The sequence below is a fragment of the Klebsiella sp. BIGb0149 genome (genome assembly GCF_004362605.1).
In the GTDB taxonomy this organism is placed as follows: Bacteria; Pseudomonadota; Gammaproteobacteria; order Enterobacterales; family Enterobacteriaceae; genus Klebsiella; species Klebsiella terrigena.
On sequence record NZ_SNYG01000003.1, the window covers coordinates 570469 to 590286 of the forward strand.

Annotated in this window: 19 protein-coding genes; 8 read left to right on the top strand and 11 right to left on the bottom strand. The window is 60.0% G+C overall.

Annotation, left to right across the window (positions count from 1 at the left end; translation table 11 throughout):
• The first annotated feature begins 44 nt into the window (after positions 1-44).
• On the top strand, positions 45-1031 hold the full coding sequence (gene ydcK / locus EDF75_RS14510; RefSeq protein ID WP_133599928.1) for a YdcK family protein: 987 nt from the start codon (positions 45-47) through the stop codon (positions 1029-1031).
• Position 1032: 1 nt separating this feature from the next.
• Here the strand turns inward: ydcK and rimL are convergent, their stop codons facing one another.
• From rimL to ycaC, 5 genes are all read right to left on the bottom strand, one after another.
• On the bottom strand, positions 1033-1605 hold the full coding sequence (gene rimL, locus EDF75_RS14515) for a 50S ribosomal protein L7/L12-serine acetyltransferase (RefSeq protein ID WP_133599929.1): 573 nt from the start codon (positions 1603-1605) through the stop codon (positions 1033-1035).
• Between the two features lie 63 nt (positions 1606-1668).
• Complete coding sequence (locus tag EDF75_RS14520; RefSeq protein ID WP_133599930.1) at positions 1669-3324, bottom strand: glucan biosynthesis protein D; 1656 nt, start codon at positions 3322-3324, stop codon at positions 1669-1671.
• Between the two features lie 189 nt (positions 3325-3513).
• Complete coding sequence (locus EDF75_RS14525; RefSeq protein WP_133599931.1) at positions 3514-4287, bottom strand: transporter substrate-binding domain-containing protein; 774 nt, start codon at positions 4285-4287, stop codon at positions 3514-3516.
• A gap of 11 nt (positions 4288-4298) precedes the next feature.
• The gene (locus EDF75_RS14530) at positions 4299-5468 is read right to left on the bottom strand and encodes a pyridoxal phosphate-dependent aminotransferase (protein WP_133599932.1); all 1170 of its coding nucleotides are present in this window, start codon (positions 5466-5468) and stop codon (positions 4299-4301) included.
• 144 nt (positions 5469-5612) lie between these two features.
• Positions 5613-6236, bottom strand: a complete 624-nt coding sequence (gene ycaC, locus EDF75_RS14535; RefSeq protein WP_041145330.1) for an isochorismate family cysteine hydrolase YcaC — start codon at positions 6234-6236, stop codon at positions 5613-5615.
• Positions 6237-6425: 189 nt separating this feature from the next.
• Between ycaC and EDF75_RS14540 the strand changes: the two genes are divergently transcribed.
• Positions 6426-7322: a LysR family transcriptional regulator gene (locus tag EDF75_RS14540; protein WP_133599933.1), complete on the top strand. Its 897-nt coding sequence runs from the start codon at positions 6426-6428 to the stop codon at positions 7320-7322.
• Here EDF75_RS14540 and EDF75_RS14545 read toward each other — a convergent pair.
• Positions 7261-8769: a carboxylesterase/lipase family protein gene (locus tag EDF75_RS14545; RefSeq protein WP_133599934.1), complete on the bottom strand. Its 1509-nt coding sequence runs from the start codon at positions 8767-8769 to the stop codon at positions 7261-7263. The two genes, EDF75_RS14540 and EDF75_RS14545, sit on opposite strands and share 62 nt — an antisense overlap.
• A 42-nt stretch (positions 8770-8811) precedes the next feature.
• Positions 8812-10155: a 2-oxoadipate dioxygenase/decarboxylase HglS gene (hglS, locus tag EDF75_RS14550; RefSeq protein ID WP_133599935.1), complete on the bottom strand. Its 1344-nt coding sequence runs from the start codon at positions 10153-10155 to the stop codon at positions 8812-8814.
• A gap of 242 nt (positions 10156-10397) precedes the next feature.
• Here hglS and pcaH point away from each other — a divergent pair, with 242 nt between their 5' ends.
• From pcaH to EDF75_RS14575, 4 genes are all read left to right on the top strand, one after another.
• The gene (pcaH, locus tag EDF75_RS14555) at positions 10398-11138 is read left to right on the top strand and encodes a protocatechuate 3,4-dioxygenase subunit beta (protein ID WP_133599936.1); all 741 of its coding nucleotides are present in this window, start codon (positions 10398-10400) and stop codon (positions 11136-11138) included.
• The gene (gene pcaG, locus EDF75_RS14560; RefSeq protein WP_133599937.1) at positions 11135-11755 is read left to right on the top strand and encodes a protocatechuate 3,4-dioxygenase subunit alpha; all 621 of its coding nucleotides are present in this window, start codon (positions 11135-11137) and stop codon (positions 11753-11755) included. The genes pcaH and pcaG overlap by 4 nt, the downstream gene beginning before the upstream one ends.
• A gap of 170 nt (positions 11756-11925) precedes the next feature.
• Positions 11926-12849 carry a LysR substrate-binding domain-containing protein gene (locus tag EDF75_RS14565; protein WP_041145324.1) on the top strand — a complete coding sequence of 308 codons (924 nt, stop codon included), beginning with the start codon at positions 11926-11928 and terminating at the stop codon, positions 12847-12849.
• Between the two features lie 363 nt (positions 12850-13212).
• A complete protein-coding gene (locus EDF75_RS14575; RefSeq protein ID WP_133599938.1) occupies positions 13213-15585 on the top strand; it encodes a membrane-bound PQQ-dependent dehydrogenase, glucose/quinate/shikimate family in 2373 nt (790 codons plus the stop codon).
• 76 nt (positions 15586-15661) lie between these two features.
• Here the strand turns inward: EDF75_RS14575 and EDF75_RS14580 are convergent, their stop codons facing one another.
• The 4 genes from EDF75_RS14580 to cybB all read right to left on the bottom strand — a co-directional run bounded on the left by EDF75_RS14580 (position 15662) and on the right by cybB (position 18294).
• Entirely contained in the window at positions 15662-16780 is a 1119-nt protein-coding gene (locus EDF75_RS14580) for an S-(hydroxymethyl)glutathione dehydrogenase/class III alcohol dehydrogenase (RefSeq protein ID WP_041145321.1), read from the bottom strand.
• A gap of 24 nt (positions 16781-16804) precedes the next feature.
• Positions 16805-17080, bottom strand: coding sequence for a metal/formaldehyde-sensitive transcriptional repressor (locus EDF75_RS14585; RefSeq protein WP_041147608.1), 276 nt, complete (start codon positions 17078-17080; stop codon positions 16805-16807).
• 104 nt (positions 17081-17184) lie between these two features.
• Positions 17185-17658, bottom strand: coding sequence for a GNAT family N-acetyltransferase (locus EDF75_RS14590; RefSeq protein ID WP_133599939.1), 474 nt, complete (start codon positions 17656-17658; stop codon positions 17185-17187).
• A 108-nt stretch (positions 17659-17766) separates the two neighbouring features.
• Positions 17767-18294: a cytochrome b561 gene (cybB, locus tag EDF75_RS14595; RefSeq protein ID WP_045855179.1), complete on the bottom strand. Its 528-nt coding sequence runs from the start codon at positions 18292-18294 to the stop codon at positions 17767-17769.
• A 437-nt stretch (positions 18295-18731) separates the two neighbouring features.
• On the opposite strand from cybB, the gene EDF75_RS14600 reads away from it, so the two are divergent.
• Both EDF75_RS14600 and EDF75_RS14605 read left to right on the top strand, forming a co-directional pair.
• A complete protein-coding gene (locus tag EDF75_RS14600) occupies positions 18732-19127 on the top strand; it encodes a hypothetical protein (RefSeq protein WP_133599940.1) in 396 nt (131 codons plus the stop codon).
• 235 nt (positions 19128-19362) lie between these two features.
• Positions 19363-19794, top strand: a complete 432-nt coding sequence (locus tag EDF75_RS14605) for a hypothetical protein (protein WP_133599941.1) — start codon at positions 19363-19365, stop codon at positions 19792-19794.
• Positions 19795-19818 lie beyond the last annotated feature (24 nt).

Consider the following 19818-nt stretch of genomic DNA (forward strand, 5'->3'; position numbering starts at 1 on the left):
ATTTTTGCTATGTTTATGTTAACCAAAAGTAAAGGGAGCCGCAGATGAACAAATATTGCCTGGGCGCGCAGGTTCGCCAGTTTCACTATCAGGAGGACGGGGTTAAACATAGCGTAAATCTGCGGCAAATTGTGGCCTTGCGTGATTTCGCCGACGTGAAAGCGGGCAGCGAAGGCGGCTGGCTGGACGACGAGGCGGCCCTGAGCCAGGAGGGAGAGTGCTGGATTGACGATGCCAACAGCGCCGTTTTCGCCGGGGCGCGGGTTGAAGGCAACGCCCGGCTCAGCGGCGCCTGCACCGTCAGCCATTACGCGATTATCGGCGGCAACGCCCGGCTGGAGCGCGTCGACGTCAGCCACCACGCCCATATTAGTGACAACGTCACCGTTACCGATTCACAGGTGCGCGGCCGCTGCCGGCTGGCCGACGAGGCGCGGATCCTCCCCCGCTGCCTGATTATCGCCGCCCAGGGTCTTACCGACGACGGCGAGAAAATCCTGCAAATTTACCAGCGGGCCACCGTCAGCGCCTCGCGGATCGTCCATCAGGCGCAAATCTACGGCGACGCCTTTGTCGAACGGGCCTTCGTTGAGCATCGGGCGGAGATTTTTGACCACGCCCGGCTGGAGGGCAACGAGATTAACGACGTCTGGGTTTGCGATAATGCGCGGGTGTATGACCACGCGCGGCTTATCGCCGGGCGTGAAGAGGATGCCATTCCGACCCTACGCTACAGCTCTCAGGTGGCGGAAAATGCCGTGGTTGAGGGCAACTGCCTGCTTAAACATCGGGTGATGGTCGGCGGTCACGCCCGGCTCTGCGGCGGCCCTATCCTGCTGGATGACGAGGTGCTGATTCAGGGCCACGCCCGCATCAGCGGCGACCTGGTGATCGAACATCAGGTGGAAATTACCGATAACGCGCTGATTGAAGCCCTTAACGGGGAGGCAATTCACCTGCGCGGCCGCAAGCTTATCAACGGCGACGAGCATATTACCCGCACGCCGCTGGCCGGCTTTCTGTCACCGTGAATCACTCCTCGCCGGCGCGATAGTCGATAATCCGCCCGTAGATATTCTGGTCGTCATAGGCGCCGTTGAGATACTCCGCCTGCTGCAGGCAGCCCTCGAGGGTAAAGCCATTGCGCAGCGCCACCTGGTTACTTTTGTGGTTGGCCACCCGGCACTTAATCACGAAGCGGCGAACGATACCGCTGCGCGCGTAGTGGTCGATAAAGGCCTGCAGCGCCTGCGAGAGCAGCCCCTGGCCCTGGTGGCTTTCGTCAATCCAGTAGCCGATATAGGCCGTCTTGTTGATCGGTTCAATCTGGTTAAACGACAGGACGCCGACCATCTCATCCTGCAGGAACAGCAGAAACATTTTGGCGTAGCCGCGCTGATGCAGCATGACGTTGCCCTGCACGTGGCGTCGGGTTTCATCTTCGCCGCTCACCGCCGCCGGCCAGCTCAGGGAGTTCTGCAGCCAGCCTTTATTTTTTTCCACCAGCCGGTGCAGGACGGTGACGTAGCGTTCATCAACGGCGCGCAGCACCAGCCGGTCGTTAACGACGATCTCTTCCGCTGCGGGGGTATTTTCTGTGGTCATAGCACTCTCTCACTGCGCGCAGGCCGACCCGGGCGCATTCGTCCAGGTCGGCCTGCCGGGCGGTTACTTCATCACCCGGTCATCGACGTAGCGACGCTCGTCCGCGGCCGGTGGGAAATACTGGTACAGCCAGGTTTCGCTGATCGCATCGCCCTGGCAGCGCAGGAACATGCGCATCTCTACCGGGTCGGTGGAGTCGTTAGTCGGGTACCAGTCAAAGAGGATCCGGTAGCCGTCAATGGGTTCAACGTAGAGGATCTCAACCTGCTTCGCCTCGCCGTTGGAGAGGGTGATCACCGGCTCGATGCCTCTTGGCGCCGCGGCCTTCAGGTCGCCGCCGACAAAATCAATCGCAAAGCGACGGGCCCACTTGTCCGGATAGTGCTCGCCGGGCGCCCAGCCTTCCGGGAAGCCGCCCATGCCGGTGCGGGTTGCCAGCACGCGGGCCAGCGGTGAACGGACCGGCGGCTGCGCGCTCCAGTAGAGGCGGTAGCTGAAGTCGAGCTCATCCCCCGCCTTGATCGCTTTTTCCGGCTGCCAGAAGCAGACGATATTATCCAGCGTCTCGCCGGTGGTCGGGATCTCCATCAGGCTGACCGCGCCCTTGCCCCACTGGTTACGCGGCTCGACCCACAGGCTTGGGCGCTTGTTGTACCAGCCCATAATATCCTGATAGTGCGAGAAATCGCGGTCGAGCTGCAGCAGGCCAAAACCGCGCGGATTTTTATCCTGGAAGGCGTTGAACTGCAGCTTCTGCGGGTTATTCAGCGGACGACACACCCACTCGCCGTTGCCGCGCCACATGGCGAGACGATCGGAGTCGTGAATTTGCGGGTGGATGGTATCGCAGGTCCGTCGCTCGTTGTTGCCGCAGCTGAACATGCTGGTCATCGGCGCGATGCCGAGCTGCTTGATATCCTTGCGGGCGTAGATGTGGTTCTCCACATCCATGATCACCTGCGTCTCCTGGCAGTTGATGACAAACTTGTAGGCGCCGGTCACGCTCGGGCTGTCGAGCAGCGCGTAGACGGTAAAGACGGTGGCGCCCGGCTTGACGGTTTCAAACCAGAACGAGGTAAAGTCCGGGAACTCTTCCGGCGTATCGGTAAAGGTATCCACCGCCAGGCCGCGGGCGGAGAGCCCGTACTGGTAAGTGCTGTCCACCGCGCGGAAGTAGCTCGCGCCGAGGAACGCCACGATATCGCGACGCGCCAGCTCCGGCGCTTTGAAGGCGCGGAACCCGGCGAAGCCGAGGTCGGTCTGCCCGACCAGCTGTTTGGTGTCTACGCCGGCATCGTTGTAGTTAAACAGCTCCGGACGGAAGTGAATTTCACGCGCCTGCTGGCTCTGCGTATCCAGCGAGAACATGCGCACCCGGCGACGAAAGCCCATGCCGACGTGGAAGAACTGGATGTCCAGCTGGCGATCTTCGATATTGTTCCACAGCGAGTGCCCGGCATCGTACTGAATGCTGTTATAGGCCTGCGGGGTCAGATTCGCCAGCGTCGGCGGCAGGTCGCGCGGAGCGCCGCCCCAGGGCTGACGGGAGAGATCGTGGGCCATCCCTTGTAACACGGAGAAGTCAAAGCGGCGCGTCAGCCCATCGGCAATGCCTGATTCTTCAGCAAGCGCGGCTTTTGAGAAAAGAGAGGCGACTCCTGACGTTCCGCATACGGCGGCAACTGCCATGGAAGATTTAAGAAAACGTCTGCGGTTCATGCCTGAGAAAGCGTCCTTCTGTTGTGCCAATTGGGAGGCAACGCGACAAACAGATGCGTCGTGAATTTCGCTCACTCTAGACAAAAACGATTAATAATCCAATTGTTGGCGACAGAAAAAGCGTGAAAAAAATATGTCCACCGGACCAGACCGAATTCCCCGCCGGAGAAACCGGCGGAGAATGACGCATTATTTGACGCTAACGTCGATGCCCGGGAAGTATTTCGCCGCCAGCCGGGTGATGGTGCCGTCGGCCCGCACTTTATCAATCGCCGCATCAAGCTGCTTTTTCGTCGCCTCATCGCCCTTGCGCAGGCCGTAGCCAATCCCGCTGCCGAGGATGGTATCGTCAGCAACCGATTTGCCGATAAAGCCAAAGCCTTTGCCCTGCGGCTTGCTGAGGAAACCGGCCTGCCCGGCGGCAGACATCACCAGCGAAGCGTCGATCCGCCCGTTGAGCAGATCGGCCCACGCCATATTCTGATCTTTATAGGAGACCACGCTGACTCCGTGCTTCTCCCAGTGCTCTTTGGCGTAGGTTTCCTGAATCGAGCCCTGCAGCACGCCGATGGTTTTCCCCTTCAGCCCTTCAGGAGTGGCCTGCATACCGCTGTCGGATTTCCCTACCAGCTGCGACGGGATGCGATAAATCGGCTGGGTAAAGTCGATGCTCTTGCGCCGCTGTTCGGTAATGTTCATCGCCGAGTTAATGGCGTCGAATTTCTTCGCCACCAGCCCCGGGATCAGCGCATCAAACGAGGTCTCCACCCAGCTGCACTTGAGCTGAGCGGCCTGGCAAATCGCCATCCCCAGATCGATATCGAAGCCTTCGAGCTCCCCGGCCGAATTACGGCTTTCGAACGGCGGGTATTCCGCTTCCACGCCGTAGCGTAATTCGCTGGCGGCAAAGGAGGAGAAGGTGCAAATCATCCCCAAAGCGAGGGTAAGGGCTTTTATTTTCATCGTGTGGCTCCTCAACGCGGCTTAACGTGACACAGCGCCTGTGCGCCGGCCCGTAACGTGGCTTCATCTTTCGCAAAAGAGAGACGTATCAGTTTGTTATCAGTACCATCCGCGTAAAACGCCGACAGTGGAATAGTGGCGACGCCGTAGTCGACGATCAGCCTCTTCACCATTTCGCTGTCGCTTTCGTCGCTGAAATGGCTGTAGTCCGCCAGCATGAAGAAGGAGCCGGCGCTCGGCAACAGGCGGAACGGCGAATCCGCCAGCTGCTGACGCAGCAGATCGCGCTTTTGCTGGTAAAACGGCGCCAGCCCCAGCCAGGATTGCGGGTCGGTCATCTGCTCGGCAAACGCGTACTGCATCGGCGTATCGGCCGAAAACATCAGAAACTGATGCACCTTGCAGATTTCCTCCATCAGCGCCGCCGGCGCAACGCAGTAGCCTACCCGCCAGCCGGTCACGTGGTAGGTTTTACCGAAGGAAGAAACGATTACGCTGCGCTCCGCCAGCTGCGGATGGGTGGCCATCCCGTGGTGCTGCGCCCCGTCGAAGACCACGTGCTCATACACCTCATCCGACAAAATAACGATATCGGTATTGCGGGTCAGCGCCGCCAGGCGGGCTAAATCTTCGGCGGAGAGCACCTGGCCGCTGGGATTGTGCGGCGTGTTGATCACGATCATCCGCGTCCGCGGCGTGATGGCGGCGGCAACTTCGTCCCAGTTGATGGCAAAATCGGGCACCGTCAGCTTGATCGCCACCGGCGTGGCGCCCTGCAGGCGCACGATCGGCCCGTAGCTGTCGAACGCCGGTTCGAAATAGATAACTTCATCGCCGGGATGCACCAGCCCGCCGATGGCGGAGTAGAGCCCCTGGCTGGCGCTGGCGGTAATCAGCACCTCGTCGTCAACGTCGTAGCGGGTGCCGTAGAGCGCGGCGATTTTCTCGGCGATACGCTCTTTCAGCACGCGCAGCCCGGTCATCGGCGCATACTGGTTATGCCCTTCGGCCATCGCCCGCGTCACCCCCTCAACCAGCCGGCTATCGCAGGCAAAGTTGGGCGCGCCCTGAGAAAGGTTGATCGCATTATGCTGCGCGGAGAGCTGGCCGATGACGCTAAAAATGGTCGTGCCGACATCGGGTAGTTTGGAGCGGGTGGTCAGCGGAGAACTGAGGCGCATGGTTAATCCTTTCTCATTATATTTGCATAACCATTCAATCTAAAGGTGCTGACGGCGACAAACGAATTGTTGTCATAGTAGCCATGAGCGCCGATCATGGCTGAGGGTGAAGAACGGCCAGCCGCAGGCCGGCCGCGGCAGGAACTACTTGCTGGTTAAGGTGTTAAAGCTGGTCATCAGATTGCGATAGTCCGGGATGTGGTTAGAAAACAGCGTCCCCAGCCCTTCAACATCATTTCTCCAGTCGCGATGCAGCTCACAGGCGGCGCCAAACCACGACATCAGCTGCACGCCGGCCTGCGACATCCGATCCCATGCCGCATCGCGGGTAATCGGATTAAAGGTCCCCGAGGCGTCGGTTATCACGAAGACGTCGAACCCCTCTTCGATAGCCGACAGCGCCGGAAACGCCACGCACACCTCGGTGACCACCCCGGCGATAATCAGCTGCTTCTTGCCGGTCGCCTTCACTGCCTTAACGAAATCTTCGTTATCCCAGGCGTTAATATTCCCCGGTCGGGCGATATAGGGCGCATCCGGGAACTGCGCCTTCAGCTCGGGCACCAGCGGGCCGTTGGGGCCATTTTCAAAGCTGGTGGTCAGGATGGTTGGCAGGCCGAAATACTTAGCCATATCGCCAAGGGCAAGGACGTTGTTCTTGAACTTATCGGGGTCGATATCGCGCACCAGCGACAGCAGCCCGGCCTGATGATCGACCAGCAGCACGGCTGCATCACTCTTATCCAGACGAACGTAGGGTTTAGCCATGACCTTTTCCTCATATCAACATCGGGTGATCCCACCGGAACGGGCGCTCCGGCAGCTGTTTTCGCAATAAGGCTGATAATAGTTTAAGCGCGGGCCGCTGATTAGACGGTGAAAGTGCAACGCATTGTCCCATTCCCGGAACGAAGCGTGGCATACTGCCTATGATCAAAATGCATAGCTGGAGACGACATGTCGCGGAGCGCCCTGCCTTTTAATACCGTCGAGACCTTTCTGGTGACCGCCAGACACCTCAACCTGACCCACGCCGCGCGGGAGCTGTGCCTGACCCAGGGCGCGGTGAGCCGCCAGATTGCGGCGCTGGAAGGTTGGTTCGGTTTTCCGCTTTTTGAACGCCACGCGCGCGGGCTGCGCCTGTCGCCCCAGGGCAGCGCCCTCTACCCGGAGCTCCAGTCGGCGTTTGGCCGCCTGGTGACCGTCGCCGAGCAGGCGCGTCAGCAGCAAACGGTGGTGCGCCTGAAGGCGCCGACCTGCGCCATCCGCTGGCTGGTGCCCAGGCTGGTGGCGATAGAGCAGCGCCACCCGGAGCTGCAGATTGCCCTGACCACCACCACCGAACACAGCGTTAACTTCAAAACGGAGCCCTACGACGCGGCGATCGTTTTCGGCACCCATCACAGCGCCGGCGATCTGCTGTTCGAAGAGGCGCTGACGCCGGTCATCAGCGGCAGTACGCCCTGCGACGCCCGCCTCGACGGCGCGACGTTTTTACATCCGACGCGGGATAAAACCGACTGGTCGCTGTGGCTGACGCAGTTCTCCCCCGATGCGCCGCTGGCGATGCGCAAAAACCAGCACTTCGATACCATGGATCTGGCGATCACCGCCGCCATGCAGGGGCTGGGGATCGCCATCGCCGATGCGACGCTGGTGGCGGAAGACCTGCGGGTTGGCCGCCTGCTGCGCCCGTTCGCCCTGAGCGTGAAAACCGGCGCCAGCTACCGCCTGCTGGTGCGGGCATCGCAGAGCAAAGCCGATGGCCTGGCGCGGTTTCGCGAGGAGCTGGTTAATCCAGGGTCACGTGATGGCGCATCACCCGGCGGAACAGCGCCAGCCGCGCGCGCATAAAGCGGTTCTCCAGCTTAAACCCCACCCGTTTATGCAGCCCGATACGCAGCAGCCGATCGCGACCGCGCCGGCAGGCCAGCCAGCGCACCGGGCCCGGCAGCTCGCTGCAGCCGCTGCCGGCGAGGCGGGCGAAGCTGGCCCAGTAGTCGGCTATCTGCCCGGCAAAGGCTCTATCGCCCTCATCGGCGTAGCCGCGCACCGGCTCGGCGAGCGCGAGGGTATCAAAGACGTAGGGAACCTCGTCCCCGTGCCACGCGCCGTGCGGATAGGTCTCATCCACGGCCTGCGGAACATAGTCGAACCAGTAGCGCCAGCAGGGCTGTCCGACCCGCTGCTGGGCCTGCATCACCACGTAGCCAAGGGTGGTGAACGCCATGTCCCGGCACACTTCGCGGCCGAGCGCCGCGTCGCCCTTCACGCCGGGATAGAGCAGCTTAATCAGCCCGAGGCCAAAGCGCCGCTCGCGGCGCAGCTTCTGGATCTGCCCGGCGATATCAACGCCGAAGACCGCCATTACGCTGGCCTCGTCGCTGTTCGAGCCGATCATAACCGGCATGGGATGCTGACGACCGGCGAAGAAGGTCTCCAGCATCGGCTGCGGCAGCACCGCATCGCCGACGATGGGCGCCGGGCCGATACTTAGCGGCGCGGTAAGCGGCCAGAAAGCCTCGGCGGGGATCGCCCGCAGCTGCTCGGCGCTGGCGTCCGGCAGCGAAAAATGCTCCGCCAGCCGCCGCCCCTTCTCCAGCGCCCTGGCGCGCGGAAGGTCCGGCAGCGTATAGCCGCTTTGGACGATCGCTTTATGGAATAGCCCTTTGGCCTTCGGCGAGACCATCAGCGACAGCACGCTGCGCGCGCCGGCCGATTCGCCAAACAGAGTGACGTTTGCTGCATCCCCGCCGAAGGCGTGAATGTTTTCCTGCACCCACTGCAGGGCGGCAATCTGATCGAGCAGCGCAAAGTTATATATCCTCTCGCCCTCCTCGCCCTCCAGCGCCGGATGCGCGAAGAAGCCGAGATGCCCCAGCCGGTAGTTCACCGTCACCACCACGACGTCCCGGCCCGCCAGCGCCTGCCCGTCGTACGGCGGCAGGCTGCCGGCGCCGATGGTAAAGCCCCCGCCGTGCAGCCAGACCATCACCGGCAGCGGCTGGGCGCGGGCGGCAGGCGCCCAGACGTTGAGATAGAGGCAGTCTTCCGAGAAGCGCCCGGGATCGCCGCCCCCCAGCTCGCGGCAGTACTCAATGTCCTGCCAGCTGGCGGCGGAGAAGGCGTCGGCCCGGCGGACGCCCTGCCAGCGCGCTGGCGGGCGCGGGGCGCGCCAGCGCAGTTCGCCAACCGGCGGCGCGGCGAAGGGGATGCCGCGCCAGATGTGGATCCCCTGCTCGGCGATCCCGGATAACGTGCCCTGGCGGGTTTTCACCAGCGGCGTAGACGGATTCTGCATGACCTGCTTCCTTTTACGGTTTATGCCAGCAGAGTACCGGTTTCAGAGCAGACCGCAACGCCGTTTACTGCGTTCCTCCGCCTGCTGATAGAGCATAAACTCGTCGAGCACCGGGCAGCCGAGGGCCGTTTCGAAGGCGTCGCGGCTGGCGTTGCCGTGGCTGCGGGCCTGCGTTTCGTTACCCAAATTAGACTGGAAAATCCCCGCCGCGCTCACCGGCAAAAAGTCTTCATAAATAATCGGTTGGGCAATCAGCCAGCCGCGCTCAATCAGCGGCTGCGGATCGTCGCCGGGGCCGAAAGCCTGACGATGGGCTTCTCCCGCCGGCGTCAGCCGATAGCGGAACCACGCCAGCCCCTGCTGGCGCAGCAGAAACTCGCTGTCCGGAAACTGGCTGAACACATCCTGCAGGTGGCGCTGATGATGGAGGTTGTCTTTACCCACCCCGGCCTCGTTGAGCAGGCGATCGTACAGCGCCCGCCCCTTCGGCGTCAGCGCGATCCCGCGCTGCTCGATTTCGCCAAAACGCGCGCTGTGGGTGCCTTTATGCTCCCCGGCGAAGATCACCGGCTCCTCCAGCGCCTTAAAGCTGGTCTGGCGCAGCAGGATCGGCACCTCCCGGCGCGGCGGGCCTTCAATCAGCGCCTTCGGCACGATGCCGCACTCCGGCATCAGGGCCTGAACCCGGTCGATATCCAGCGTGCGCGGCGTCAGGTGATTGATATGGCAGCCCGGGAAGCAGACCACGTCGGCAATCAGCCGGTGCTCGTTCTGCAGGGCGTGATAGGTTTCATCGTCTACCGTCGCGTGGCTGTGCCAGCGGAAGGTCTCCAGCGCCTCGCGCACGAACTCCCGCGCCTCGCCGGGCGTGAAGGCGCCGCTCTCTTCGTGCTGCGCAATCAGCTCCCGACAGCGCGGGGTAAAGATATCGCGCTTAGCCAGAATCTCCGCCGCCCGCTGACGCAGTTCGTCGCTGGCGATCAGCTCGAGGCGCAGCAGCGAGGTAAAAATACGGAACGGGTTACGCGCCAGGGCGGCGTCATCCACGGGGCGAAAGGCGGTGGAATGGACCGGCACCCCGGCCTGGGAGAGATCGTAATAGCTCACGGGGTACATCCCCATGATGGCAAACATACGGCGCAGCGTCGCCAGCTCTTCGGCGGTGCCGACGCGGATCGCGCCGTGGCGCTCAACGTTCAGCCGGGCCAGCTCATCGGCATTCGCCAGCTGCTCATGCAGCCTGGGGTTGTTCTCCAGCACCGCCAGATTGACGTCCGCGACCAGCTCGAGGAGCGTCCCGTACTGCGGAACTTCCTGCTGATACATCGCCGACATAGCCTGTGAAAATTGTTCCCGAATCTCATCAGCCGTGATGGTGTTCGCCATGATGTCTTACCTCCAGTGAATACTTCCTGGAGTGTAGAGAAGGCCTCCCGCGCCAGCAGGAAGAATTTACAAACTGTGATGCGGATAACCTGCCCCCGCCCTTTGTTCCGCGCGGGACATAACCCTGAGTTATGGAATAGACCCTTTAATTTCACTTTAAATTAACAAAACATTTACACACACTGTTTCTGGCGACATTAAAACAACAAGCCCTGTACCGAATAAAACGGAGTACGTACCCTATGAACGATAAATGGTCCCCGCGCGAGGTGGTTCATCGCGACTATAACAGCCATCCTCCCGCTTACGCCCCGGGCTACAAAACCAGCGTTCTGCGCTCGCCGCGCAATGCGCTGATCTCCCTGCAGAACTCGCTTTCTGAAATCACCGGCCCGGTGTTCAGCAGCGATGACCTCGGGCCGCTGGATAACGACCTTATCCTTAACTACGCCAAAGAAGGCCTGCCGATCGGCGAGCGCATTATCGTCCACGGCTACGTTCGCGACGGCTTTGGCCGCCCGATGAAGAACACCCTGGTGGAGGTCTGGCAGGCCAACGCTGGCGGCCGCTACCGGCATAAAAAAGATCGGTATCTGGCGCCCATTGACCCCAACTTTGGCGGCTGCGGTCGGGTACTGACCGACGAAAACGGCTACTACTGTTTTCGCACCATCAAGCCGGGCCCCTACCCGTGGCGCAATCAGGTCAGCGACTGGCGCCCGGCGCATATTCACTTTTCCCTCTCCGGGGACGCGTGGGCGCAGCGCCTGATCACCCAGATGTATTTTGAAGGCGATCCGCTGATTAAGCAGTGCCCGATCGTCAAAACCATCAATAACGACGATGCCGTTCGCACCTTGATTGCCGAGCTGGATACCCATGCCGCCGTGCCGCTGGACTGCCTGGCGTACCGCTTTGACCTGGTACTGCGCGGCCACCGCGCGACGCTGTTTGAAAACCGCACTCAGGGGGCCGCCCGATGAAAGACTATTTACCCGAAACCGCCTCGCAAACTGCCGGCCCCTACGTCCACATCGGGCTGGCGCCGGATGCCGCGGGCTTCCACATTTTCGAGAATAACTTTGGCCCGCAGCTCACCGCTGCGGATACCGAAGGCGAGCGTATTACCATTGAGGGGCGGGTTATTGACGGCTCCGGCACGCCGGTGCGCGACGTGCTGCTGGAGATCTGGCAGGCCAACGCCGCCGGGCGCTACGCGCACCCGGACGATCGGCAGGCCGGCAAACGGCGCGACCCGGCGTTTCGCGGCTGGGGCCGCAGCTGCTCCGACTTCGACACCGGGATCTGGCGCTTTGAAACCATCAAGCCGGGCGCGGTTGTCGGCCGCGACGGCCGGATGATGGCGCCGCACGTCAGCCTGTGGGTGGTGGCGAGGGGGATCAACATCGGCCTGAACACGCGGATGTACTTTGCCGACGAAGAGGAGGCCAACCGGGCCGATCCGGTGCTCAATCTGATCGAGTGGGAGGTTCGCCGTCAGACGCTGATTGCCCGGCGCGAAGTACGCGGCGGCGAAATTGTCTATCGGTTCGATATTCATCTGCAGGGCGAGAACGAAACCGTCTTTTTCGATCTTTGAGACCATTACGCCCCCGCATGCCCCGGTTCAGCCCGGGGCATCGACTTTTGGCGTCAGGTAAAATCATTTGTAATATAACAAGAGTAAATGTTAATAATATTTTGCCATTGGGTTATCAAATTTAAACAATATCGCTTGTCACTCATACCGCTCTGTTTTTAGTATCAATTATGGAAAAAAACGCTCTCTTTAGTCAGCGCATTCGCTTGCGCCATCTACACACCTTCGTGGCCGTCGCTCAACAGGGAACGCTGGGGCGTGCGGCTGAAACACTTAATCTTAGCCAACCCGCTTTATCAAAAACGCTCAACGAGCTGGAGCAGCTGACCGGAACGCGGCTTTTTGAGCGCGGACGGCTGGGCGCGCAGCTGACGCTGGTTGGGGAGCAGTTTCTCACCCACGCGGTAAAGGTCCTCGACGCGCTTAATACCGCGGGCCAGGCGCTCAACCGCAAAGAGGGAATGAATCCCGACGTGGTGCGTATCGGCGCGCTGCCGACCGCCGCGCTCGGCATTCTGCCGACGGTCATCGGCCAGTTTCACCAGCAGCAGAAAGATATCACCCTGCAGGTCGCCACTATGAATAACACCATGCTGCTGGCGGGGCTTAAATCGGGGGAGATTGATATCGGCATCGGGCGCATGTCCGACCCGGAGCTGATGAGCGGTCTCAACTATGAGCTGCTGTTTCTGGAGTCCCTGAAGCTGGTGGTTCGCCCCGGCCACCCGCTGCTGCAGGAGACGGTAACGCTCAGTCGGGTGATGGACTGGCCGGTCGTCGTTTCACCGAAGGGGACCATCCCCCGCCAGAATGCCGAAACCCTGCTGCAAAGCCAGGGATGTAAAATTCCCGCGGGCTGCATAGAAACGCTCTCGGCCTCGCTATCGCGCCAGCTGACCGTCGATTACGACTATATCTGGTTCGTCCCCTCCGGGGCGGTGAAGGACGATCTGCGGCGCGGCCTGCTCAGCTCGCTGCCGGTACCGACCCAGGGCGCCGGGGAACCAATCGGTATTCTGACCCGGGTTGATGCCACCCTCACCTCCGGCGCGCAGACCCTGCTCAGCGCGATTCGAAAATCGATGCCCGCCTGAGCCTCTTTTCCGGACGGAGCGCCGCCTCCCGGCGCCTCTTCCGGGCAAACCTGTTACCCCTTCCGGCATCCTTAGCCTCCCGGCCGCTCCCGGTTTGACTCCGGCCAGGCCGGCGGCGCCCGAGCGCGGATAACGCCGCTTGCTTAGCAGCGTAATCAATTAGTGCGAAATTATTTATTAACAATTGCGCAAACTTCGGTAACAGATTTATCATTGCCACGATTTCACCATATGGTTCACATGAAATCAAAATCAGCAAAAAACCCTCTTTCATGAAGCCATTTATCGCTTCACTCAAAAGACACAGTTTTATTTTTTGATTCATTTGGTTCACACCTGAGAACGGGTGGTTAAGGAGACAACATGACAACGGGTCACGCGCCACGAGGATTCCCCCGGATCCTGAAGTGGCTTCTCGCCGGGCTGATGCTGATAATCGGCCTGGCCATCGGTATTCCTGGCATAAAGCTCGCCACGCTCGGCGGCAGCCTCTATTTCAGCCTGATGGGGCTGGCGATGGTTATCGCCTCCGTACTCATCTTCCGCAACCGTCGCAGCGGCATCCTGCTGTACGCGCTGGCGTTTGTGGCGTCCATTGTTTGGGCCATCAGCGATGCCGGATGGACCTTCTGGCCGCTGTTCTCGCGCCTGTTTGTCTTCGGCGCGCTGGCGCTCCTTTCGGCCCTCGTCTGGCCTTACTTCTCGGCTAAAGCGACCGCCAAAGGCCCGGCCTTTGGCCTCGCGGCGGCGCTGGCCGTGGTGCTGGCCGTCAGCTTCGGCTGGATGTTCAAGGCGCAGCCGCTGGTGAGCGCCACCGAAGAGGTACCGGTTAAGCCGGTTGCCGCCGGCGAACAGCAGAAAAACTGGGAGCACTGGGGCAATACTACCCACGGCGATCGCTTCGCCGCGCTGGATCAGATTAACAAGCACAATGTTAATCAGCTGCAGGTGGCGTGGGTCGCCCATACCGGGGATATTCCGCAGAGCAACGGCTCCGGCGCCGAAGATCAGAATACCCCCCTGCAAATCGGCGATACGCTGTACGTCTGCACCCCTTACAGCAAGGTGCTGGCGCTGGACGTTGATAGCGGCAAGGAAAAATGGCGCTACGATTCAAAAGCCACCGCGCCGAACTGGCAGCGCTGCCGCGGACTCGGCTATTACGCGGACGGCGTGGCCCAATCGTCCCCGGCGGCTGACGTTCAGCCCGCCGCCTGCTCCCGTCGTCTGTTCCTGCCGACCACCGACGCGCGCCTGATCGCCATCGACGCCGATAGCGGCAAACCCTGTGAAGCCTTTGGTGAACACGGCGTCGTCGACCTGAGCGTTGGGATGGGGGAAATTAAAGCAGGCTACTACCAGCAGACCTCGACGCCTCTGGTGGCGGGGAACGTGGTGGTGGTCGGCGGCCGCGTGGCGGATAACTTCTCCACCGGCGAGCCTCCGGGCGTGGTGCGCGCCTACGACGTCCACAGCGGCAAGCTGGCGTGGGCGTGGGATCCGGGTAATCCAAACCTGACCGGTCTGCCGCCGGAGGGCCAAACCTACACGCGCGGTACGCCTAACATCTGGTCAGCCATGTCTTATGACGCGAAGCTGAACCTGATTTATCTGCCGACCGGCAACGCCACGCCGGACTTCTTTGGCGGCGAGCGGACCGCGCTTGACGATAAGTACAGCTCGTCGATCGTGGCCGTCGATGCGACGACCGGCCGGGTACGCTGGCACTACCAGACCACCCATCACGATCTGTGGGACTTCGACCTGCCGTCGCAGCCGCTGCTGTACGACCTTCCGGATGGCAAAGGCGGGACCACCCCGGTGCTGGTACAGACCAGCAAGCAGGGCATGATCTTTATGCTCAACCGCGAAACCGGTGAGCCGGTTGCCAAAGTGGAGGAACGTCCGGTTCCGCAGGGCAACGTGGCGGGCGAGCGCTATTCGCCAACCCAGCCCTACTCCGTCGGCATGCCGATGATCGGTAACGAAACGCTGAAAGAGTCGGATATGTGGGGCGCCACGCCGGTCGATCTGCTGATCTGCCGCATTGCCTTTAAATCCATGCGTCATGAGGGTATTTTCACCCCGCCGGGCGAAGATCGTTCATTGCAGTACCCGGGCTCGCTGGGCGGCATGAACTGGGGCAGCGTGTCGGTCGACCCGAATAACGGCCTGATGTTCGTCAACGATATGCGCCTCGGCCTGGCAAACTATATGGTGCCGCGCGCCAAAGTGGCAAAAGACGCCAGCGGGATTGAGATGGGTATCGTGCCGATGGAAGGTACGCCGTTTGGCGCAATGCGCGAACGCTTCCTGTCGCCGCTGGGCATTCCGTGCCAGAAGCCGCCGTTCGGTACGATGTCGGCGGTGGATCTGAAAAGCGGGAAGCTGGTGTGGCAGGTGCCGGTCGGCACCGTTGAGGATACCGGCCCGCTGGGGATTCGGATGCATATGCCAATTCCCATCGGCATGCCGACCCTCGGCGCATCGCTCTCTACTCAGTCCGGCCTGCTGTTCTTCGCCGGTACCCAGGACTTCTACCTGCGGGCGTTTGATACCGCCAGCGGTAAGGAAATCTGGAAATCCCGTCTGCCGGTCGGCAGCCAGTCCGGTCCGATGACCTACGTTTCGCCGAAAACCGGCAAGCAGTACATCATCATTAACGCGGGGGGCGCACGTCAGTCGCCGGATCGCGGGGACTATATCATCGCCTACGCGCTACCTGACCAGCAGTAAGCGCGGCGTCCTGTAAAAGTCATACCTGCCGGTGAAGCCGCCGGCAGGTATTTTTTTGCCCAGGCGTCGGCCGCGGTTACTGGTCGCCGAAATGAATAACGGTACGAATTGATTTACCTTCGTGCATCAGGTCAAACGCTTCGTTGATCTGATCCAGCGGCAGGCGATGGGTGATAAACGGATCGAGGCGAATTTTGCCCGCCATCGCGTCTTCAACCATGCCCGGCAGCTGGGTGCGCCCCTTCACGCCGCCGAATGCGGAACCGCGCCATACGCGACCGGTTACCAGCTGGAACGGCCGGGTTTTAATCTCCTGGCCCGCACCGGCCACGCCGATAATCACGCTCTCGCCCCAGCCTTTATGGCAGCACTCCAGCGCCGAACGCATAACGTTGACGTTGCCGATACACTCAAAGCTGAAGTCCACGCCGCCGTCGGTCAGCTCAACGATGACGTCCTGTACCGGCTTTTCGTAGTCACGAGGATTGATAAAGTCGGTCGCGCCCATCTCTTTGGCGAGGGTGAACTTATCCGGATTGGTATCGACCGCCAGAATGCGCCCGGCTTTCGCCTGTACCGCGCCCTGAATCACCGCCAGACCGATTCCGCCGAGGCCAAATACCGCCACCGTATCGCCCTCTTTTACCTTCGCGGTGTTGTGAACGGCGCCGATCCCGGTGGTCACGCCGCAGCCCAGCAGGCAGACTTTCTCCAGCGGCGCCTGAGGGTTAACTTTCGCCAGCGAAATCTCCGCACACACGGTGTATTCGCTGAAGGTGCTGGTGCCCATATAGTGATAAATCGGCTCGCCGTTATAGGAGAAACGGGTGGTACCATCCGGCATCAGGCCTTTGCCCTGAGTGGCGCGAACCGCCTGGCAGAGGTTGGTTTTGCCGGATTTACAGAATTTGCACTCGCCGCACTCGGCGGTATACAGCGGAATAACGTGATCGCCCGGCTGCAGGCTGGTCACCCCTTCACCGACTTCAACGACAATGCCGCCGCCTTCATGCCCCAGCACCGCCGGGAACACGCCTTCCGGATCGTCGCCGGAAAGGGTAAAGGCATCGGTATGGCAGACGCCGGTGTGGGTGATTTTGACCAGCACTTCGCCTTTTTTCGGCGGCGCGACGTCAATCTCAACGATCTTCAGCGGCTGGCCCGGGCCAAACGCGACTGCTGCACGTGATTTCATAAGGGTCTCTTCCTTCGTCGTGATTTATTTTAAGTAGGATCGTAGCAGATGGCCGACTTCCGCCATTCTTATCGCTCTCTGGTCGGGGGTGGTTTCGCCGCTTACCAGCTCATCCTGGAGATGAATTTCCACCATCTCCCCCATCAAACCGTTGGTTGCGCCGCGAATTGAGGCGATCTGCTGCAGGATTGTCATACAGGACTCGCCGGACTCCAGCGCGCGCTCAAGCGCCTCGACCTGCCCGCGAATACGGCGCACGCGGCTCAGCGCGCGTTTTTTGTCTTCAGGTGAATGTGGCACGGTGACGCCCTCCATATCATATAGGGGGGTATACTATATTTAATTACGCAAGCTGGCAAATTGAAACGCCGCTTTAACCGTAGCACAGCGGCGCCGTTTTAGGCTCAGTTCAGCTCCAGCGCCATATCCACGCAGCGCAAATCGGCGTTAGCCAGCTTTGATGGCAGCCATTTTTCACCGAGCGCGACAAAACCGTGGCGCAGATAGAAACCGGCGGCGTTGGGCGTGGCTTCCAGCGTGATCCGCGTCAGCCCCCGACGGCGCGCTTCGGCGATTATCGCCGTCACGATTAGCCCGGCGTAGCCCTTACCGAAGCACTCCGGGCGGGTAAAAATCGCCTCCACGCTGCCGGCGCGCAGGTCGAGATAGCCGGTGGCGGCCGTTCGCCCCCCCTCCTCTTCAACCACGTAAAAGGGGTTGTCGCGCACCGCATGACGATAGCCTTCCGGCATCATGTCCGGCGTCCAGGCCCGCAGAACCTCGGCCTCATAGCTTTCACGACAGCCGTGGCGTATCGCCTGATTGCGGATCTCCCATAGCGCCGGCGCTTCGTCCGGCGCGGCAAGTCTGACTCTCATCTTCATTCCCCTTTTCCCGTGGATGCCATCAGATGTATCACAGTCCGCGGCAAAAGAGATAAAAAAACCCCGCACGAGGCGGGGTCTGAAGGTAGAGAGCCAACGGCGCTAGCGCCTGCGCGGCATCATGCGCAGCAGCGTATTGTCTTTCCACAGATAGTGATGCATCAGCGCCGCCAGCGCATGCAGGCCAACGACGAAGTAGCCGGTATTCGCCAGCAGGCTGTGCACGCCCTTCAGCGTGTCCACCAGCTCAAAATTACTTTGCGCCGCATAGGGCATCGTCAGACCAAACGCATACCACGGGTTGCCGCGGTTATACATCATGACCATGCCGACGATCGGCAAGGCGATAAACAGCAGATAGATAACCAGGTGCCCGAGGTGCGCGAAGCCGGTCATCATCGGCGATGGCTTCGGCACAATCGGCGGCGCGGGCGACTTCAGGCGCACCAGCAGGCGCACTACCATCAGTACGCAGATGGAAATGCCGCAGGAGACGTGGATCATATTAATCAACGGCCGGTCGCTGCGGGGGAAAAAGCCCCGCAGCTCCATGGCGGCATAGGCGCCAACCACTAATAAAAATACCAGCCAGTGGATGCCTATCTGCAGGCCGGAGTATTTATCGCGCATGGAAAACCCTTAACAAAACTGTGATGCCGACAACATAACGACCTTTTGTTAAAAATTCATTAACTTTTACGTACTTATAAGAAACAATCGCGGGGAATCATGCGTTTATTGGCAATACAAGGGGTTAGGTTGTGCAGTTAACGGACAATAGCGGACATACGCGGCCTTTTTAATGCCCCCAAAAACGCTCCTGAGGCCCTTTTCGCCCCCCAAAAATGCCCCACCTCCCCTCTAAAATACGACGTATTTTTGCCATCAACTTAACGTGTTTCGGGCAGATTTTTATCTGCGAACGCAGCGTGGTCTCTCGAAGTGAAATCACTCTATTTCCCCACCAGATATGAACATGGCGCGCAACATTTTTTGGAAGACAGGCGCCTCGAAGTTCATAATACGCTTACACGGCTGACATTTTTGACAAAAGGGAATAACTCGCAATGATAAGTAAATGTTTGCTCGGTTTTATCTTACTTCTGCCCGTTTCATCCGCCGATGCCGGATGCTGGGTTATTGGAAACTTACATGGTTTCGGTGCAAATGAGTACAACCAATATGACTTCAAAAAAGATGGTTACACGGGGAAAATATTCGTTGTGAACATCGATAAAAAAGCACCTTCCGTAACCGATAGCAACATGACCTATACGGTGATAAGCCCAACATCAATGGTGGGAGCCTATGCCACAGATTTGGGGCTGACTCTTCAGACGTGGCAGATTTCGACGGATAAGACGAAAGCATTAATGACCATAAACAGGACAAACTCAAATGACATCTCGCAAGATGCGGTGTCGTCTTTTGTCGGTGACGTTAAAGCCCAATGCGACCATTAGAATTTCGTGACATTGCGTGACTTACTGGCGCTTGAACGCCTGAAATAATGTCTCAGCTGTCGCGATCGCTCTCAAACGGCAAAATGCTTCACGTGCTTGCTGGCCCCATCGCCGCACTCTGCCCCAACGCATTGATGTATAAGCTGAGGTAAATCTTAAATCCTTTATCGGGCGGGAGTTTTAATATTTCGGCCATAGCTTAAATGGTAAAATTCGCGCCGGTTGTAGACCCCCTATGACCAAGGTCCGCCCTTGTGCTCTTGCACAGGGATCCCGGGCGGACCACCTCATCACGCCCCAGCATCGAACCGGCATGCCGTGCGAAATGCAACCGGGACGGTCAACGTGCGCTGTCGCATGCGAAGCGCAACAAATAGCGACCTCTGGCCTGTGTCAACCCAACGATCTGGCAGTTGCCCGCCGCGCCTTTAATCCGCATGGTTGGGTTCTGGAAAATCAAAGGATGATGACGGTGTTCAACAATCTAAGCGTTTTAAGAGCCTGGCTCTATTTTTCATCGATTTTTACCTGCCTGGCGCTGGGCGACATCATTGGAGAGCATTTTTTTGACGGCTCCAGAATTCCATGGTTTATCGCGCTGGTAGCATCATGCGTTATCAACTGGAACCTGTCGGCCCATATAAAGAAGCTCAGCCGCCCTGCTTAACCGCATCGTATCAGGCGCGCCATC

Bases quoted from the DNA above. Each gene is read 5' to 3' on its own strand.
- ydcK (WP_133599928.1), top strand. From the start codon at position 45: ATGAACAAATATTGCCTGGGCGCGCAGGTTCGCCAGTTTCACTATCAG.
- rimL (WP_133599929.1), bottom strand. From the start codon at position 1,605: ATGACCACAGAAAATACCCCCGCAGCGGAAGAGATCGTCGTTAACGAC.
- EDF75_RS14520 (WP_133599930.1), bottom strand. From the start codon at position 3,324: ATGAACCGCAGACGTTTTCTTAAATCTTCCATGGCAGTTGCCGCCGTA.
- EDF75_RS14525 (WP_133599931.1), bottom strand. From the start codon at position 4,287: ATGAAAATAAAAGCCCTTACCCTCGCTTTGGGGATGATTTGCACCTTC.
- EDF75_RS14530 (WP_133599932.1), bottom strand. From the start codon at position 5,468: ATGCGCCTCAGTTCTCCGCTGACCACCCGCTCCAAACTACCCGATGTC.
- ycaC (WP_041145330.1), bottom strand. From the start codon at position 6,236: ATGGCTAAACCCTACGTTCGTCTGGATAAGAGTGATGCAGCCGTGCTG.
- EDF75_RS14540 (WP_133599933.1), top strand. From the start codon at position 6,426: ATGTCGCGGAGCGCCCTGCCTTTTAATACCGTCGAGACCTTTCTGGTG.
- EDF75_RS14545 (WP_133599934.1), bottom strand. From the start codon at position 8,769: ATGCAGAATCCGTCTACGCCGCTGGTGAAAACCCGCCAGGGCACGTTA.
- hglS (WP_133599935.1), bottom strand. From the start codon at position 10,155: ATGGCGAACACCATCACGGCTGATGAGATTCGGGAACAATTTTCACAG.
- pcaH (WP_133599936.1), top strand. From the start codon at position 10,398: ATGAACGATAAATGGTCCCCGCGCGAGGTGGTTCATCGCGACTATAAC.
- pcaG (WP_133599937.1), top strand. From the start codon at position 11,135: ATGAAAGACTATTTACCCGAAACCGCCTCGCAAACTGCCGGCCCCTAC.
- EDF75_RS14565 (WP_041145324.1), top strand. From the start codon at position 11,926: ATGGAAAAAAACGCTCTCTTTAGTCAGCGCATTCGCTTGCGCCATCTA.
- EDF75_RS14575 (WP_133599938.1), top strand. From the start codon at position 13,213: ATGACAACGGGTCACGCGCCACGAGGATTCCCCCGGATCCTGAAGTGG.
- EDF75_RS14580 (WP_041145321.1), bottom strand. From the start codon at position 16,780: ATGAAATCACGTGCAGCAGTCGCGTTTGGCCCGGGCCAGCCGCTGAAG.
- EDF75_RS14590 (WP_133599939.1), bottom strand. From the start codon at position 17,658: ATGAGAGTCAGACTTGCCGCGCCGGACGAAGCGCCGGCGCTATGGGAG.
- cybB (WP_045855179.1), bottom strand. From the start codon at position 18,294: ATGCGCGATAAATACTCCGGCCTGCAGATAGGCATCCACTGGCTGGTA.
- EDF75_RS14600 (WP_133599940.1), top strand. From the start codon at position 18,732: ATGATAAGTAAATGTTTGCTCGGTTTTATCTTACTTCTGCCCGTTTCA.
- EDF75_RS14605 (WP_133599941.1), top strand. From the start codon at position 19,363: ATGACCAAGGTCCGCCCTTGTGCTCTTGCACAGGGATCCCGGGCGGAC.